The 14,697-nt window shown below is 69.8% G+C and carries 10 protein-coding genes; 7 read left to right on the top strand and 3 right to left on the bottom strand.

Annotated elements, in window-relative coordinates; genetic code table 11:
- The first annotated feature begins 14 nt into the window (after window positions 1-14).
- Window positions 15-1,361 (top strand): MFS transporter, encoded by a 1,347-nt coding sequence (locus ACQP2E_RS22285; RefSeq protein ID WP_433824869.1) that lies wholly within the window; start codon window positions 15-17, stop codon window positions 1,359-1,361.
- A gap of 1 nt (window position 1,362) precedes the next feature.
- Here ACQP2E_RS22285 and gndA read toward each other — a convergent pair whose 3' ends face one another.
- Window positions 1,363-2,802: an NADP-dependent phosphogluconate dehydrogenase gene (gene gndA / locus ACQP2E_RS22280; RefSeq protein ID WP_433824868.1), complete on the bottom strand. Its 1,440-nt coding sequence runs from the start codon at window positions 2,800-2,802 to the stop codon at window positions 1,363-1,365.
- A 162-nt stretch (window positions 2,803-2,964) separates the two neighbouring features.
- Between gndA and ACQP2E_RS22275 the strand changes: the two genes are divergently transcribed.
- From ACQP2E_RS22275 to ACQP2E_RS22250, 6 genes are all read left to right on the top strand, one after another.
- Window positions 2,965-4,371: a diguanylate cyclase domain-containing protein gene (locus ACQP2E_RS22275; protein ID WP_433824867.1), complete on the top strand. Its 1,407-nt coding sequence runs from the start codon at window positions 2,965-2,967 to the stop codon at window positions 4,369-4,371.
- 102 nt (window positions 4,372-4,473) lie between these two features.
- Window positions 4,474-4,788, top strand: a complete 315-nt coding sequence (locus ACQP2E_RS22270; RefSeq protein ID WP_111651300.1) for a type II toxin-antitoxin system PemK/MazF family toxin — start codon at window positions 4,474-4,476, stop codon at window positions 4,786-4,788.
- A 191-nt stretch (window positions 4,789-4,979) separates the two neighbouring features.
- A complete protein-coding gene (locus ACQP2E_RS22265; protein WP_433824866.1) occupies window positions 4,980-6,839 on the top strand; it encodes a SpoIIE family protein phosphatase in 1,860 nt (619 codons plus the stop codon).
- Window positions 6,836-8,104 carry an erythromycin esterase family protein gene (locus ACQP2E_RS22260; RefSeq protein ID WP_433824865.1) on the top strand — a complete coding sequence of 423 codons (1,269 nt, stop codon included), beginning with the start codon at window positions 6,836-6,838 and terminating at the stop codon, window positions 8,102-8,104. The genes ACQP2E_RS22265 and ACQP2E_RS22260 overlap by 4 nt, the downstream gene beginning before the upstream one ends.
- Before the next feature lie 167 nt (window positions 8,105-8,271).
- Window positions 8,272-9,375: an alpha/beta fold hydrolase gene (locus ACQP2E_RS22255; RefSeq protein ID WP_433824864.1), complete on the top strand. Its 1,104-nt coding sequence runs from the start codon at window positions 8,272-8,274 to the stop codon at window positions 9,373-9,375.
- A 102-nt stretch (window positions 9,376-9,477) separates the two neighbouring features.
- Complete coding sequence (locus tag ACQP2E_RS22250; RefSeq protein WP_433834002.1) at window positions 9,478-11,082, top strand: methyl-accepting chemotaxis protein; 1,605 nt, start codon at window positions 9,478-9,480, stop codon at window positions 11,080-11,082.
- On the opposite strand, the gene ACQP2E_RS22245 is transcribed toward ACQP2E_RS22250, so the two are convergent.
- Entirely contained in the window at window positions 11,079-12,137 is a 1,059-nt protein-coding gene (locus ACQP2E_RS22245) for a spore photoproduct lyase family protein (RefSeq protein ID WP_433824863.1), read from the bottom strand. The genes ACQP2E_RS22250 and ACQP2E_RS22245 overlap by 4 nt on opposite strands.
- A 1,117-nt stretch (window positions 12,138-13,254) precedes the next feature.
- The gene (locus tag ACQP2E_RS22240; protein WP_433824862.1) at window positions 13,255-14,610 is read right to left on the bottom strand and encodes an MFS transporter; all 1,356 of its coding nucleotides are present in this window, start codon (window positions 14,608-14,610) and stop codon (window positions 13,255-13,257) included.
- Between the last annotated feature and the right edge of the window lie 87 nt (window positions 14,611-14,697).

Here is a 14,697-nt window from a genome sequence, read left to right as displayed (position 1 = left end):
CGTACCTTGTCTGCATGACCGTCATCCAGGGCCATGTGAAGACCTTCTACCAGATCCTCGCCAACACGCTCCTGGTGTCGGTCATGAACTTCACCGCCTGGTTCGCCGTGACGTTCTGGGTTTACCTGCAGACCAGGTCGGTCTTCGCCACCGGGGTGATCTCCGGGATCTTCCTGGTGCTCACCGCGGCGACCGGGATCTGGTTCGGCAGCATCGTGGACGGTCACCGGAAGAAGACCGCGCTGCAGGCCTCGGCGTTCGCGTCGCTGCTCTTCTACGCGGGCGCCCTCGCGGTCTACCTGGTCACCCCGGCGGATGAATTCCACGATCCGGCCGGCGTCCCGCTCTGGGCGCTGATCCTGCTGATCATGTTCGGCGTGATCGCCGGCAACATCCGGACGATCGCGTTGCCCACCCTGGTCACGCTGCTGATCGAGGAGGACACCCGGGATCGGGCCAACGGCCTCGTGGGTACGGTCACCGGCACCACCTTCCTGACCACGTCGGTGATCAGTGGGGTGCTGGTGGCGTTCGACGGGATGCGCTCGGTGCTGATCCTGGGGATCGCGTCGCTGGTTTTAGCGATGGTGCACCTGTCGTTCGTGACGATCCCGGAGAGAGTGGTCGCCCCGGGCGAGATTGCCGATAAATCGGGCGTCGACCTCCGTGGCACCCTGCGGATCATCGCGGGCGTTCCCGGGCTGACCGCGCTGATCCTGTTCAGCACGTTCAACAACTTCCTCGGCGGGGTGTTCATGGCCCTCGCCGACGCGTACGGACTGTCGCTCGTCTCGGTGCAGTCGTGGGGCCTGCTCTGGGGTGTGCTGAGCACCGGCATGATCGTCGGCGGGCTGGCGGTGTCTCGGACCGGGCTCGGCCGCCGCCCGGTGCGCCTGCTCCTGCTGATCAACGTGGTGCTCTGGGCGATCATCATCGTGTTCCCGCTGCGCGCGTCGATCTGGTGGCTTGCCGCCGGGCTCTACCTCTACATGCTGCTGATGCCGTACGCCGAGGCCGCCGAACAGACCATCCTGCAGAAGGTGGTGCCGTACGAGCGGCAGGGGCGGGTCTTCGGGCTGGCACAGAGCGCCGAGCAGGCCGCGTCGCCGCTGACCGCGTTCCTGATCTCGCCGATCACCCAGTTCGTGTTCATCCCGTTCATGACCGACGGGTGGGGCGCGCGGGAGCTGGGGCCGTGGTTCGGCACCGGCGCGGACCGGGGGATCGCCCTGGTGTTCGTGCTGACCGGCATCATCGGCGTGATCGCGACCGCGCTGGCCCTGGTGAGCCGCCCCTATCGGCGGCTGAACAGCAGGGCGACGGCCGGGCCGGCCGCCGCACCCGCTGAATCGCTCAGCTGAATCAGGCGTCGACCTCGGGGCGGTTCTCCGCCGCCCAGAGGGTGTGGAACGCGCCCGGCTTGTCCACCCGCTGGTAGGTGTGCGCGCCGAAGAAGTCCCGCTGGCCCTGGATCAGGGCGGCCGGCAGGCGCTTGGCCCGCAGACCGTCGTAGTACGCCAGCGCCGACGAGAAACCGGGTGCCGGGATGCCCTGCTGCGCCGCCGTCACCACGACCCGCCGCCAGGCGTCCTGCGCGCCCGAGACGGCGTCCAGGAAGTACTCGTCGACGAGCAGCGTCGGCAGCGACGGCTGCTTGTCGTACGCCTGCTTGATGAAGTCCAGGAACTTGGCCCGGATGATGCAGCCGGCCCGCCAGATCTTCGCCATGGCGCCGGGGTCGATGTCCCAGCCGTACTCCGCGCTGGCCGCCTGTACCTGCTGGAAGCCCTGCGCGTACGCGACGATCTTGGAGGCGAACAGCGCCTGCTCGACGTCGGCCACCAGGTCGCCGGCGTGCAGGCCGGCGCTGGCGCCCGGACCGGGCAGGCCGGCCGAGGCGGCCGCGTCCCGCACGTCCGCGCCGCCGGAGAGCGCCCGGGCGAAGACCGATTCGGCGATGCCGGAGACCGGGACCCCGAGGTCGAGAGCCGCCTGCACGGTCCAGCGGCCGGTGCCCTTCTGCTCGGCCCGGTCCACCACGACGTCGACGAACGGCTTGCCGGTCGCCGCGTCGGTCTGCTTCAGCACCTCAGCGGTGATCTCGATGAGGTACGACCCGAGCCGCCCCTCGTTCCACCCCTGGAAGACCTCGGCGATCTCGGCCGGGGTGTGCCCGCCCACCTGACGCAGCAGGTCGTACGCCTCGGCGATGAGCTGCATGTCGGCGTACTCGATGCCGTTGTGCACCATCTTCACGAAGTGGCCGGCGCCGTCCGGGCCGACGTGCACGCAGCACGGCTCGCCGTCCACCTTCGCCGAGATGTCCTCCAGCAGCGGGCCGAGCGCCTGGTACGACTCCGGTGAGCCGCCCGGCATGATGCTCGGGCCGTGCAGCGCGCCCTCCTCACCGCCGGACACGCCGGTACCGACGAAGTGCAGGCCCTGTTCCTTGAGCGCGGCCTCCCGCCGGCGGGTGTCCGCGAAGTGGGCGTTGCCCGCGTCGATGAGCATGTCGCCCTCTTCGAGCAGCGGGGCGAACTCGTCGATCACGGCGTCGGTGGCGGGACCGGCCTTGACCATGATGACGACGCGACGGGGGCGCTCGAGGCTCGCGACGAACTGCTCGGCGGTCTCGGCCGGCAGGAACGTGCCCTCGTGACCGAACTCCTCGACAAGCTCCTTGGTGCGGCCGTAGGACCGGTTGTGCACCGCCACGGTGTGACCGTGCCGAGCGAAGTTGCGAGCCAGGTTGCGGCCCATCACCGCCAGGCCGGTGACTCCGATCTGCGCCTTCTGCGACATCACTACGTCCTTCCTCGTTACCCGCGCGTTACGGGCCCCGCGGTCATTCTTACGGGAACCGGGCCGCAGCGGTTCGATCACGTCCACGTGTTGAGCGGCCTGCGGCCGAGCCTTCTCCGGCACACCCTCAGGTCGAGCCTTTCACAACCGATGGAGGGGCTCGTGACCCGTTACTTCGGCGTGTCCGCCTACCTGGCCGTGACCGGCGGGCTGACGGCCGCCATGCCGCTGGCCTCCTCGTCGGGGCGTCACCTGCTGATGGTGGGAGTCTCGGTGGCCGCCCTGGTGGCGGTTCTCAGCGTTCTGCCGCGGGTGGCGGGCGCCGAACGGTACCCGTACCGATTCCTGGCTCTGGGTCTCGGCTGGCTGGTCGTCGCCAATACGGTGGCGCTGGCGAGCGCCGAGCCCCGAGGCGCGACCGGCGACGTGCTGGTGGCGATCAGTCACGTGCATCTGCTGGTCGCCGCGGTCTCGCTGGTGCTGCGGCGTGGCCGCAACGACGTCGGCGGGGTGATCGACTCCAGTGTGGTGGCGATCCTGGTGGCCGCGCTCACCTGGACCACGCTGCTGCAGCCCGGCCTGAACGCCGCACAGATCGTGGTGGCCCGGCAGACCACCCTGCTCACCACGGTTCTGCTGCTCGCCGGCGTGCTCGGCGCGCTGCTCCGGATCGTGGTCGTGGCGCGGCGCCCGCCGTTGCCGCTGGTGCTGCTCACCGGCGCGATCGTCCTGGATCTGGTCGGCACCACCGTCTCGGTCACCGCGACCGGCTCGATCACCGCGCCGTCCTCGGCCTGGCGCGAGATGGTCTTCATGGTCGCGTACGTGCTGGTCGGGCTCGCTCCGCTGATGCCCGGCGCGGACCGGGTGGCGCAGCCCGGCCCGACGCCGGCGGAGCGCCCGTTCCGCAAGCGGGTGATCTTCCTGACCGCGGCGGTCACCGTCGTGCCGCTGGTCTCCGCGATCCGCGAGCTGCTCGGCGTGCGCGGTGACGCGGCGCTGCTCACCGTGGGCAACCTGCTGATCGTCGTGCTGGTCGCGATCCGGGTGTCCCGGCTCGCCGACCAGCGCGAGCAGGTCGAGGCCCGGATGCGGCACCAGGCCACCCACGACCTGCTGACCGGGCTGCCGAACCGGGCCGAGCTGTGGACCCGCCTGGACGCCGCCCTGGCCGATGAGCGCGCGTCCGGCGGTCCCGAGGTGGTCCTGCTCTTCTGCGACCTCAACGGGTTCAAGGCGGTGAACGACCGGCTCGGTCACCTCGCCGGCGACCAGCTGCTCGCCGGGGTCGCCGCCCGGTTGCGCGCGGGCCTCGCGCCCGGCGACACGGTGGCCCGTTACGGCGGTGACGAGTTCGTCCTGCTCTCCTCGGGCGAGGGCGCCGACCGGCGCCTGGAGGACCATGTCCGGGTCGCGCTGAGCGCTCCCGTCCAGGTCATGACCGAGTGGGTACGCGTGGGCGCCAGCATCGGCACGGCCCGTTCCGGCGGCACGCCGGACGCCGACGAGCTGATCCGCCGCGCCGATCAGGCGATGTACCGGGAGAAGGCGTCGAGCCGCGCGGCATGAGCTTGCGGCGCGCCCGGCGGGGTGACGTCTGCGGAGATCGAGGCGACGGTACGCTTCCAGCCATGCCGAGCCGGATAATCCTGCCCTCAGGATTGTGCTGACGTGCGTCGCGGCGAGATCTGGACCATCGGCGACCGTTCCGACCTGCGATACCGTGTTCTCGTCCTCTCCGGCGACAGCTACAACGAGCGCGGCAACGCGTCCCCGTTCTGCGCGCCGATCGTCCGCCAGCGCGGCGTCACCGAGCTGCCGCCGTACGCGGTGGCGCTCACCGAGCAGGACCCGATCACCGGTGTCGTGGTGATAAACCGGATGCGCCGGCTTCCCGCATCGACCGGCGCCGAACGGATCGGCATGGTGACCGGGGCGAGCATGGTCCGGCTGACCGACGCGATGCGTTCGCTCTTCGAGCTCTGACCGGCGCCGGACTCCGACCGGTCCGTCCCGGACTCCGCACGGCCCGTTGCCCTCCCCGAACGCCCGACGCTCGACCGGGTGACCCGCCCGGCGCGATGCCGCAGGCAGGAGCCCTGCCCGGATGATCGGGGGATGCGGCGCGGGCGCGGGCTGGGTTAAGCAGGAACCCAGAGCGGGCGGGGAGGTCGCTGGTGGGTGGTCAGGCGTACGCGCAGGCGGTGGGCATGCTCCCCGAGCCGGGTGACGAGTCACCCGGCGAGGTGCGGATCCGGGTGGAACGAGCCGTCGGGCTGCTCGCCGGGCGGGCACGCTGCCGGCTCGCCGAGGCGCACCGGCACCTGGTGCGGGCGGCGGCCGAGCAGCGCTGCGACCTGGCCGAGATGGCCGGGCGGGTGGTCCGGCTGCTGGACACGGCGCACGAACTCACCGATCCGGCGCTTCCGGAGATCATCATGTCACTGCCGCGGGCCGAGACCGGTGGCCGCCGATTCACACCGTGGCTGACCACGGTGCAGGGCGTGCTGGACGCGCTGCCCGGGATGTCCGGTTACCTGGTGCCGGAGCGGGACGACGCCGGCCGGCTGATCGACCTCACCTGGGCCGCGGCCAGCCCGGACGCGGTCGCGCCGGACGGACGCCGGGGCGCTCAGCTGCTCGGCCAGCCGATCAGCCGGCACTACCCGCAGGTGATCGGCGAGGAACGCTGGCAGGTGTACCAGCGGGTGCTGGACACCGGTGAGCCGGCCGATCTGGGGCCGCTGCTGGTGGACGAGGACGAGTACACGGTGCGGGCCCGGCCGCTCGGTCCCGGGTTGCTGATGAGCTGGCAGCGCCGCGAGGACCCGCTGCGGGAACGCGACCGCCTCGACGGCATGGAGGAACTCGGCAAGCTCGGCTGGGGGGAGTGGGACCTGGTCAGCGGCGAGGTCTACTGGTCGCCGCAGATCTACCGGATCTACGAGCGGGACCCGGCGCTCGGGCCGCTGAGCCAGGACGAGGCGCAGCGGGCCGCGGTCGCCGACGACCAGCCGCTGCGATTGGCGGCGCTCGACGCGTTCCGCCGGTCGGGACGCGTCGACCTGATCACCCGGGTCCGGATCGGCGGCATGGTGAAGCATGTCCGCACGGTCGCCGACGCGGTCCGGGATGCCGACGGCCGCCCGTTGCGGATCTTCGGCATCGTGCAGGACGTCACCGACCAGCAGGCCGGCGCGGCCCGGCTCGCCGAGGTGGAGAGCGAGCTGGACGAGCAGCGCCGGACCTCCGCGGCCGAGCACGACCTCGCGTCCCGGCTGCAGAAGATCATTCTCCCGATCCCGGACGAGCCGATCGAGCTGCCCGGGCTCAAGGTGGCCGTGCGGTACCTGCCGGCGACCGAGGAGACCATGGTCGGCGGCGACTGGTACCACGCGGCCGCGCTGCGCGACGGCTCGGTGCTGCTCGCCGTTGGTGACGTCGCCGGGCACGGCACCCCGGCCGCCACCACGATGGCGCAGCTGCGGCACGCGCTGCGGGCTCTCTCGGTCGTCACCAGCGATCCCGGAACCCTGCTGGAGCACCTCAACCAGCTCACCTGCGAACTGGGGCTGCAATCTCCCGAGCTCGCGGCCACCGCGGTGATCGCCCGGTTCGACCCGGCCGGCGGCGAGTTGGTCTGGGCGCAGGCCGGGCACCCGCCGCCGATGCTCAGCCGGGGCGGGCGGACCCGGACCCTCTCCCGCCCGCCGGGGTCGATGCTCGGGGTGGTCGACGGCGCCACCTACCCGGACGCGGTCACCGACTTCCTCCCCGGCGACGTGCTGCTGCTCTACACCGACGGTCTCGTCGAGCACCGCGGGCAGAGCCTCGACGCTGGTCTGGACACGGTGATCGCCACGGTCGACGAGGCGGTCCGGGCCGCGCCGCTGCGCCCGCTCGCCGAGCTGGTGGCCCGATTACGCCGGGCCAACCCGGACGACGACACCTGCATCCTCGCGGCGAGGCCGCAGCCGGAGCGTGCTTCTAAAGTCGGATGTATGGGACATCTCGCCCGGGGTACCGCACCGGGATGATCCGGTACGGCGATGATGTGGCGTCGATGGCCCGGCCGCTGCGGGACCCCGGCGATCTGGAAATCCTCCTGGATCGGACGGCCGGCGCGCGTGTCGTTCAGATCGGCGAGGCCACCCACGGGACCCACGAGTTCTACGCCTGGCGGGCCGCGCTGACCCGGCGGCTGATCGAGGAGCGCGGCTTCTCGTTCGTCGCCGTCGAAGGGGACTGGCCGGACTGCGACCGGGTCGACGCCGCGGTGCGATGCATGCCCGGCGCGCCGGACGATCCGCGAGCCGCGCTGGTCCGGTACGACAGGTGGCCCACCTGGATGTGGGCCAACGAGGAGACCGTCGACTTCACCCGGTGGCTGCGCGGCTTCAACGCCGGACGGCCGCCGGACGACCGGGCCGGTTTCCACGGGCTCGATGTCTACTCGCTCTGGGAGTCGATGCACCAGATCCTGACCTGGCTGCGGGAACACGACCCGGAGCTGGTGCCGGCCGCGCTCGACGCGTACCGGTGCTTCGAGCCGTACGCCGAGGACCCGAACGCGTACGCGTGGTCGACCCAGTTCGTGGCGCCCGGCTGCGAGGACCGGGTGGTGCGGATGCTCGCCGAGCTGAAGGACCGTGACTTCGGGGTGTGGCAGAACGCCGCGGTGGTGGCCGGCGCCGAGGGCTACTACCGGCACATGGTGAAGGGCGGGCCGGACGCCTGGAACATCCGGGACCGGCACATGGACGAGACCCTCGACCGCCTCCTGAACCGGTACGGGCCGGCGTCGAAAGCCGTCGTCTGGGCGCACAACACGCACGTCGGCGACGCCCGGGCGACCGACCAGTCGATCTACGGCGAGGTCACCCTGGGCCAGCTCGCCCGGGAACGGTACGGCGACGACGAGGTGGTGCTGGTCGGGTTCGGGACGTACCGGGGAACCGTCGTGGCCGGACCGTCCTGGGGTGGGCACATGGAGGTGATGGGCGTGCCGGAGGCGCGGCCGGGCTCCCTGGAGGACGTGCTGCACGCGACCGCGCCGGCCGCCGGCCTGCTGGTCTTCCCGGCCGGCTGGGAAGTCCCCGATCTGCTCTCGACCGATCTGGCCCATCGCGCCATCGGCGTCGTGTACGACCCGCACAAGGAACGCTGGGCCAACTACGTCCCGACCATCCTCGGCAGCCGGTACGACGCGTTCTTCTGGTTCGACGAGACGCACGCGCTACGGCCGCTGCACACCCTGCGGGTCGACACCCGGGAGCCGGAGACGTACCCGTCCGGCGTGTGAATTCGTGGCCCCGCTTAAATGGATCTTCGCTTTGCCGCAACCGCCTAGTCCACATCGGATAGGTGGTCAGGCATCTGTGTACCTGAATACGGATACGACTCGTGGTGATCGGTTTTAGGCTGGGCGCTCGATCACTACAGGGATCATTTCAGGGAACGGGGTCGTTCATGAAAACAGCGTCACGCGTGCTGCTGGCGGTGCTTCTCGCCGTCGCCGGCACGGTCGCCGCAGCCGCCTCACCAGCGGCTGCGGCAACACTGCCCGGGCTGGTGCTGACCAACTCGGCCGCTACCCTGCCGGCCGAGTTGACACCACTGGCAACCGGTCGCCGCATTCAATATCTGACCACCTCGGTGACCGGAAGTGTCATCACCGCGACCGGGCTGGTGCTCACTCCGAAAACCGGCAAGAACAACAAGATCGTCGCTTGGGGGCACGGCACGACCGGGCTCGCCGACATCTGCGCGCCCTCCAACAACCTTCCGGTCTTCTGGCCCGAGGCGCGGATCGCGGTGGCCGAACTGCTCAGCCGCGGATGGACGGTCGCCGCTCCGGATTACCCCGGATTGGGTACGCCCCAGGCCCACCCGTACCTCATCGGGGCGAGCGCCGGCCGCTCCCTGATCGACAGCGTCCGTGCGGCGCGCAGCCTCGACGCGACGCTGGGCACGCAGTACGCGGTCGACGGGCACTCGCAGGGCGGGCAGGGCGCGCTCTTCGCGAGTCAGCTGGCGCCGTCGTACGACGGGACGCTGGTGCTCAAGGGGACGGCCAGCATCGCGCCGGTCTCCAACACCCAGGAGATCATTCCGTACATCGCCGGGACCGAGGGGCAGGGTTACCTGGTGATGGCGCTCTACGGGCTGGCGGCCGTGGAACCGTCGTTCCACCCGTACTCGGTGCTCGCCGCGCCGGCCGAGGCCAAGACCGGGGTGCTGAACACCGGATGCCTCTACCAGATCCTCGACACCTACAAGAACTTCACCGCGGCCCAGCTCGTCTCCGGCGGGACGGTCCCGGCCTCGGTGGTCACCAAGCTGGCGTCGTACAACAACCCGGCGCAGACGGCGCCCAGCGCGCCGGTGCTGATCGTGCACGGCACCCTGGACGAGGCGGTCCCGTTCTCGCTCTCGTCCGAGCTGCTCGTGCCGCAGATCCAGGAGTACGGGGTGCCGACGACGTTCCTCGGCCTGGAAGGCGTCAACCATGACCAAGCGGTGATCGACTCCGCGGATTACGTGGCGGACTGGATCGCGGCCCGCTTCGCCTGACCCCGCCCCTTGTTTCCCGGGAGCCCGGCGGTGACCCCGCCGGGCTCTTTCATGTTCGGTACGCGGACCGGTGCGACGTCATACGGTGAAGCTGTGAGTTCGATGAACGCGGGCACGCGGCGCTGGTCTCTCGCGGACATCAGCGTGAAGGTCAAGATTCTCGGCGCGGTCGGCCTGGCCGCCGTCGTGGCGCTGATCGTCGGTCTCGTCGGCCTTGCCGCGCTGAGCGAGATCAGCGACAAGGCGAAGCTGATCTACGAGAGCAACGTGGCGAGCATCAAGGCCGTCGGGCAGGTCAAGGCCGCGGTGACCCAGGCCCGGGTGGACGTGGCGAACCAGGCGTTGTCGCCGGACAAGGCGTCGACCGCGAAGTTCGCCGACGCCTTCAGCGCCGACCTGGAGGGGTTCACCGCGGCGATGACCGCCTACCGGGCCAGTTACCCGGCCGGCGATCCGGACACCATCGACCACCTGCAGGCCCAGTGGGACACCTACGTGACGGTGGCGCAGGAGAAACTGCTGCCGGCCGGCGAGGCCAACAATCTGTCCGCCTGGTCCACGGTCCGGGACGAGGAAGTCGTCCCGCTGATGGACGAGATCTACGCCGACATGACCGAGCTGGACGGCACCGAGACCGCCGACGCGGCGAAGAACGCGAAGGCTGCCACGGACGCGTACCAGACGAACCGGCTGGTGCAGATCCTCACCATGGTGGTCGGGATCGCGCTTGCGCTCGCGCTCGGTACCTACGTCGCTGTCCGGATCGTGCGGTCGCTCACCGCCGTACAGAAGGTCTGTGAAGGTCTTGAAGCCTTTGATCTGACCCGGCGGACCGGGCTCACCAGCAACGACGAGACCGGCCGGATGGGCCGCTCGCTGGACGCCGCGACCGCCTCGCTGCGGGACGCGGTGTCGACGATCGAAGGCTCGGCGGCGTCCCTCGCCGGCGCGAGCGAGCAGATGACCAGCACGGCCGTGCAGATCGCCAGCTCGGCGCAGGAGACGTCGGACCAGTCGGCGGCGGTCTCCAGCGCCGCCGAGGAGATCTCCCGCAGCGTCGACACCGTCTCGGCCGGTAGCGAGGAGATGGGCGCGTCGATCCGGGAGATCTCGCAGAACGCCGCCGAGGCCGCTCAGGTCGCCGCCGAAGCGGTCGGCCTCGCCGCGGTCACCTCCAGCACCATGAACAAGCTGGGCGACTCGTCCGCCGAGATCGGCAACGTGATCAAGACGATCACCGCGATCGCCGAACAGACGAACCTGCTCGCGCTGAACGCCACCATCGAGGCGGCGCGGGCCGGTGAGATGGGCAAGGGCTTCGCGGTGGTGGCGTCCGAGGTGAAGGATCTGGCGCAGGAGACCGCGCGGGCCACCGAGGACATCTCGAAACGGGTCCAGGCCATCCAGGTCGACACCGAGGGCGCGGTCGAGGCCATCGAACGGATCTCGACGGTGATCGGCCGGATCAGCGACTTCCAGACGACGATCGCGTCGGCCGTGGAGGAACAGACCGCGACGACGGCCGAGATGAACCGCAGTGTCTCGGAGGCGGCGTCCGGCACCGGCGAGATCTCGCGCAGCATCGTGGGCGTCGCCCAGGCCGCGCAGAGCACCAGCCACGGCGTCGCCGAGACCCAGCAGGCGATCGCGGAACTCGCCCGGATGTCCACCGGCCTGAACACTCTGGTCTCCCGTTTCCGGGTCTAGAACGCGTATCGGATTCGTAGATAGGGTGTTCGTTCGGCGATCAGGTCGGTGAGTGCCCGGACGTAAACGCCCTTGTCGCCGGTGCGGTAACGGACGTTCAGGTCGCCGTTCTGGGAACGCTTCACCTGCTGCAGGTCGGGGCGCCAGAGCAGATCCTCGGCTTTCGGGTGCCAGCCCAGGTTGACCTCGTGCAGACCGCGATTGTGGGTCAGGAAGATAATTTCGGCGGCCAGTTGTTTCTTGGCGTCCGGGCCGATTCCGGCGTCCAGGTGGTCGAGCAGATCGCGCCAATCCGCCAGCCAGCCGTCGCGGACCACCACCGGGCTGAAATTGACATGCACCTCGTACCCGGCCGCGACGAAATCGTCGATCGCGGCGATTCTCTCCGCGATTCCGCTGGTGCGGATGTCCAGGACTTTCGCGTCGGCCGGTGGCATCAGCGAGAAGCGGATCCGGGTCCGGCCGCGCGGATCCCACTCCAGGAGGTCGCGATTGACGTGCTTGGTGGCGAAACTGGCCTTCGCCGACGGCAGATCGCGGAACAGCGTGACCAGATCGCGCACGTTGTCGCTGATCCGCGCGTCCAGCGCGCAGTCGGAATTCTCGCCGATGTCATAGACCCAGCTCACCGGGTCGCACTCATTTGCCTCCGCTTTCGCGCCCTGCTTCAGCACATGCTTTTTCGTGTACGCGAGAATGCGCTCGATGTTCGCGAAAACAGTGATCGGATTGCTGTAGCCCTTGTGCCGGGGAACATAACAATAGGCGCAGGCCATGGCGCAGCCGTTCGCGGTGGACGGCGCGATGAAATCGGCGGAACGCCCGTTCGGCCGGGCCGTCATCGTCTTCTTCACGCCGACGACGAGCGCCTCCTGCTTGATCCGGACCCAGCGACGCACGTTCGTCTCGTCGCCGTATAGCTCCGGGATCCGCTGATGACTCTCCACCTCGACGATCGTGGCGTCCGGGTACCGGTCGAGGATCTCCCGGCCACGGTAGAGGTCGGCGGCAGCCGGTTCGAGGTAGATGCGCCGGATGTCCAGGAGGTCGGTCACGGGTTCATTGTCCCCGAACCCGGCGTTGCGCTGTGGTTGCCATGGCGCCCAGCCCGCAGCTTCAAGGCGTCGCTGCGGATCTTGTGCGGTTGGGGCGTCGCTCGGGTTTCGCCATTTGTGAAGGGGTAGCGGGTTCGTGGCGGCGTGGCGGCGTGGCGGCGTGGCGGCGTGGCGGTTTCTCGGTGTGGGGTGTCGCTCGGAGATCTTGTGCGGTTTGGCCGGCTGATCGACCACGAGTGCACGAGTTTGCGGGGACGGGCGTCCGCGGCATGTCGATGTCGGGTGGCTGGCGAGCGTCGTGGTGACGCTCTGTCACGACGACAGGTGAACAGTGCTGGATCGTGAATACTCGTGGGTGTTTCATGCCCCACCGGTCTCTAAGGTCCGGCCAACGCGGTGCTCCACAGTTCCGGCGTGGCGACGCGGTGCTTCACGGTTTCGGCGTGGTTGGCGCGGTGCTTCACGGTTTCGGCGTGGTGAGCGCGGTGCTTCGCCGATCTTGTGAAGTTCGGCGAGCCGTTTGCGCGTAACTCCACAAGATCGGCTCGGCTTGTTCGATCTTGTGGAGTTGTGCGGTCACGTCTGCGGGGAAGTCCACAAGATCCAGGCAGCACGGGGGCGCGGGCGGTGCGGGCGGTGCGGGCGGTGCGGGCGGTGCGGGGTGGTGCGGGGTGCCTGCGGCGGAGGGCGTCGGCGCCCGGCATGGCGTGAATCTTGCGTCGTGGCTGATCGCGGTCTGAATCGGGAAACTACGTCGGCCTGGCGGATCCGCAGGTTCATCAGTTGTTACGCGATGAGCCCGGTCGCCGGACGTGACCGCACGTGGCGAAATTCGAGAGCTGTCCGATCGACCGCAGACTCGCGAGTGCCAGGCGGCCTCCGCCGCGGCGGTGGGTGCGGTGGCTGCGGCGGTGTACTCGCGCATGTACAGCGCCTGCCCCCAGGGATCAGGCCGCATGTTCAACGCTGGGCACGGTGATGAAGTCGCACGCAAGCGGTCCGTGCGACCTCATCACCGCTATGGCGTCGACCATGGAACACGCAACGTTTCGGTGTGCTCTCGTCTCGCTTCAGCGGGTGCGATGTCCTTGCATGCGGGAGGGCGGGGGCGCTGGGGTCAGGCGGGGAGCTTTTCGGCGTACCCGTGCTCGGCGGTTGATCGTGCCCAGCGGCCGGTGGAGAAGCGGCCGAGCGTGAGGACCGCCAGGCCCAGGGCGACGAGGATCCACCAGCCGGCATTGCCCCCGGTGGGGGAGGCGCCGGAGGCGGCGGAGGCGACGACCGCGCCGATGACGGCTACGCCGAGGGCGCTGCCGACCTGGCGGCTGGTGGAGGCGATCGCGGCGGCGACGCCGGCCTGGGCGCGGGGCATGCCGGAGACGGCGGTGTTGGTGATCGGGGTGTTGACCATGCCGAAGCCGAAACCGAAGAGCAGGTATCCGAGGAACAGCGGCCAGACCGGGGTGTCCGGGCCGGACACCGTCAGCGGGAGCATGCCGAGCGCCATCGCGGTGCCGGCGATCGTCAGCGGCAGACGGGTGCCGCGGGCCGCGACCAGGCGGCCGGAAAGAGGCGAGGCGATCACCGTCATCGCGGCCATCGGCAGCGTGTAGAGGCCGGCGTGCAGGGCGGACAGGCCGCGTTCGGTCTGCAGGTAGAGCGTGTTCAGGAAAAGGAAGCCGCCGAGCGCGGCGAACGCGCAGACCGCGATCAGAGTGGCGCCGCTGAACGGCGCGCTGCGGAAGAACTTCAGTTCGATCAGCGGTTCGGCGCGGCGCGGCTCCCACCACAGCAGGCCGCCGAGGGCGGCAAGACCCAGCGCGAAGCAGCTCACCGTTTGCGCGGACGTCCAGCCCGCGGCCGGTCCCTCGATGATCGCGTACGTGACAGCGGCCAGTACGGTCAGCACCAGGACCTGGCCGATCGGGTCGAGACGGCGCGGATGGTCCGCCCGGGACTCCGGGATGAACCGCCAGGCCAGCAGGAACGCCGCGATCCCGACCGGCACGTTGATCCAGAAGATGGACCGCCAGCCGAACGAGTGGACCAGCACCCCGCCGGCGAGCGGGCCGAGCGCCATGCTGAAACCGGTCACCGCGCCCCAGACGCCGATGGCGCGGGCGCGCTCCTTCGGCTCGGTGAACGTGTTCGTGATGATCGACATGGCGACCGGGTTGAGCATCGAGCCGCCGACCGCCTGGAGCATCCGGAAGAAGATCAGCCAGCTCAGCGACGGGGCGACGCTGCACAGCAGCGAACCGAGCGTGAACAGCGCAAGGCCGGTCTGGAAGACGCGGCGGCGGCCGATCCGGTCGGCGGTCGAGCCGGCCAGCACCAGCAGGCTCGCCAGGACCAGGGTGTACGCGTCGATGGTCCACTGCAGGCCGGAGAGCGGGGCGTCGAGCTCCTCGCCGATCGCGGGCAGGGCGATGTTCACGATCGTCACGTCCAGGCTGATGATCAACAGACTCATGCAGCAGATCGCGAGGATGAGGTAGCGGCGTGGCACGTTTGATTTCTACCCTGGGCAGGGCATTCGATCCGCAGGACGCTTGTCACA

This window comes from Actinoplanes sp. CA-015351, assembly GCF_050955685.1.
Classification (GTDB): Bacteria; Actinomycetota; Actinomycetes; order Mycobacteriales; family Micromonosporaceae; genus Actinoplanes.
The sequence above is the reverse complement of the archived record's forward strand: the minus strand, read 5'-3'. Positions and strand labels throughout refer to the sequence as shown.

Excerpts from the sequence above, each read along its gene's own strand:
- ACQP2E_RS22285 (WP_433824869.1), top strand. The coding sequence starts at position 15 with ATGACCGTCATCCAGGGCCATGTGAAGACCTTCTACCAGATCCTCGCC.
- ACQP2E_RS22255 (WP_433824864.1), top strand. The coding sequence starts at position 8,272 with ATGAAAACAGCGTCACGCGTGCTGCTGGCGGTGCTTCTCGCCGTCGCC.
- ACQP2E_RS22260 (WP_433824865.1), top strand. The coding sequence starts at position 6,836 with ATGATCCGGTACGGCGATGATGTGGCGTCGATGGCCCGGCCGCTGCGG.
- ACQP2E_RS22250 (WP_433834002.1), top strand. The coding sequence starts at position 9,478 with ATGAACGCGGGCACGCGGCGCTGGTCTCTCGCGGACATCAGCGTGAAG.
- ACQP2E_RS22240 (WP_433824862.1), bottom strand. The coding sequence starts at position 14,610 with ATGAGTCTGTTGATCATCAGCCTGGACGTGACGATCGTGAACATCGCC.
- gndA (WP_433824868.1), bottom strand. The coding sequence starts at position 2,802 with ATGTCGCAGAAGGCGCAGATCGGAGTCACCGGCCTGGCGGTGATGGGC.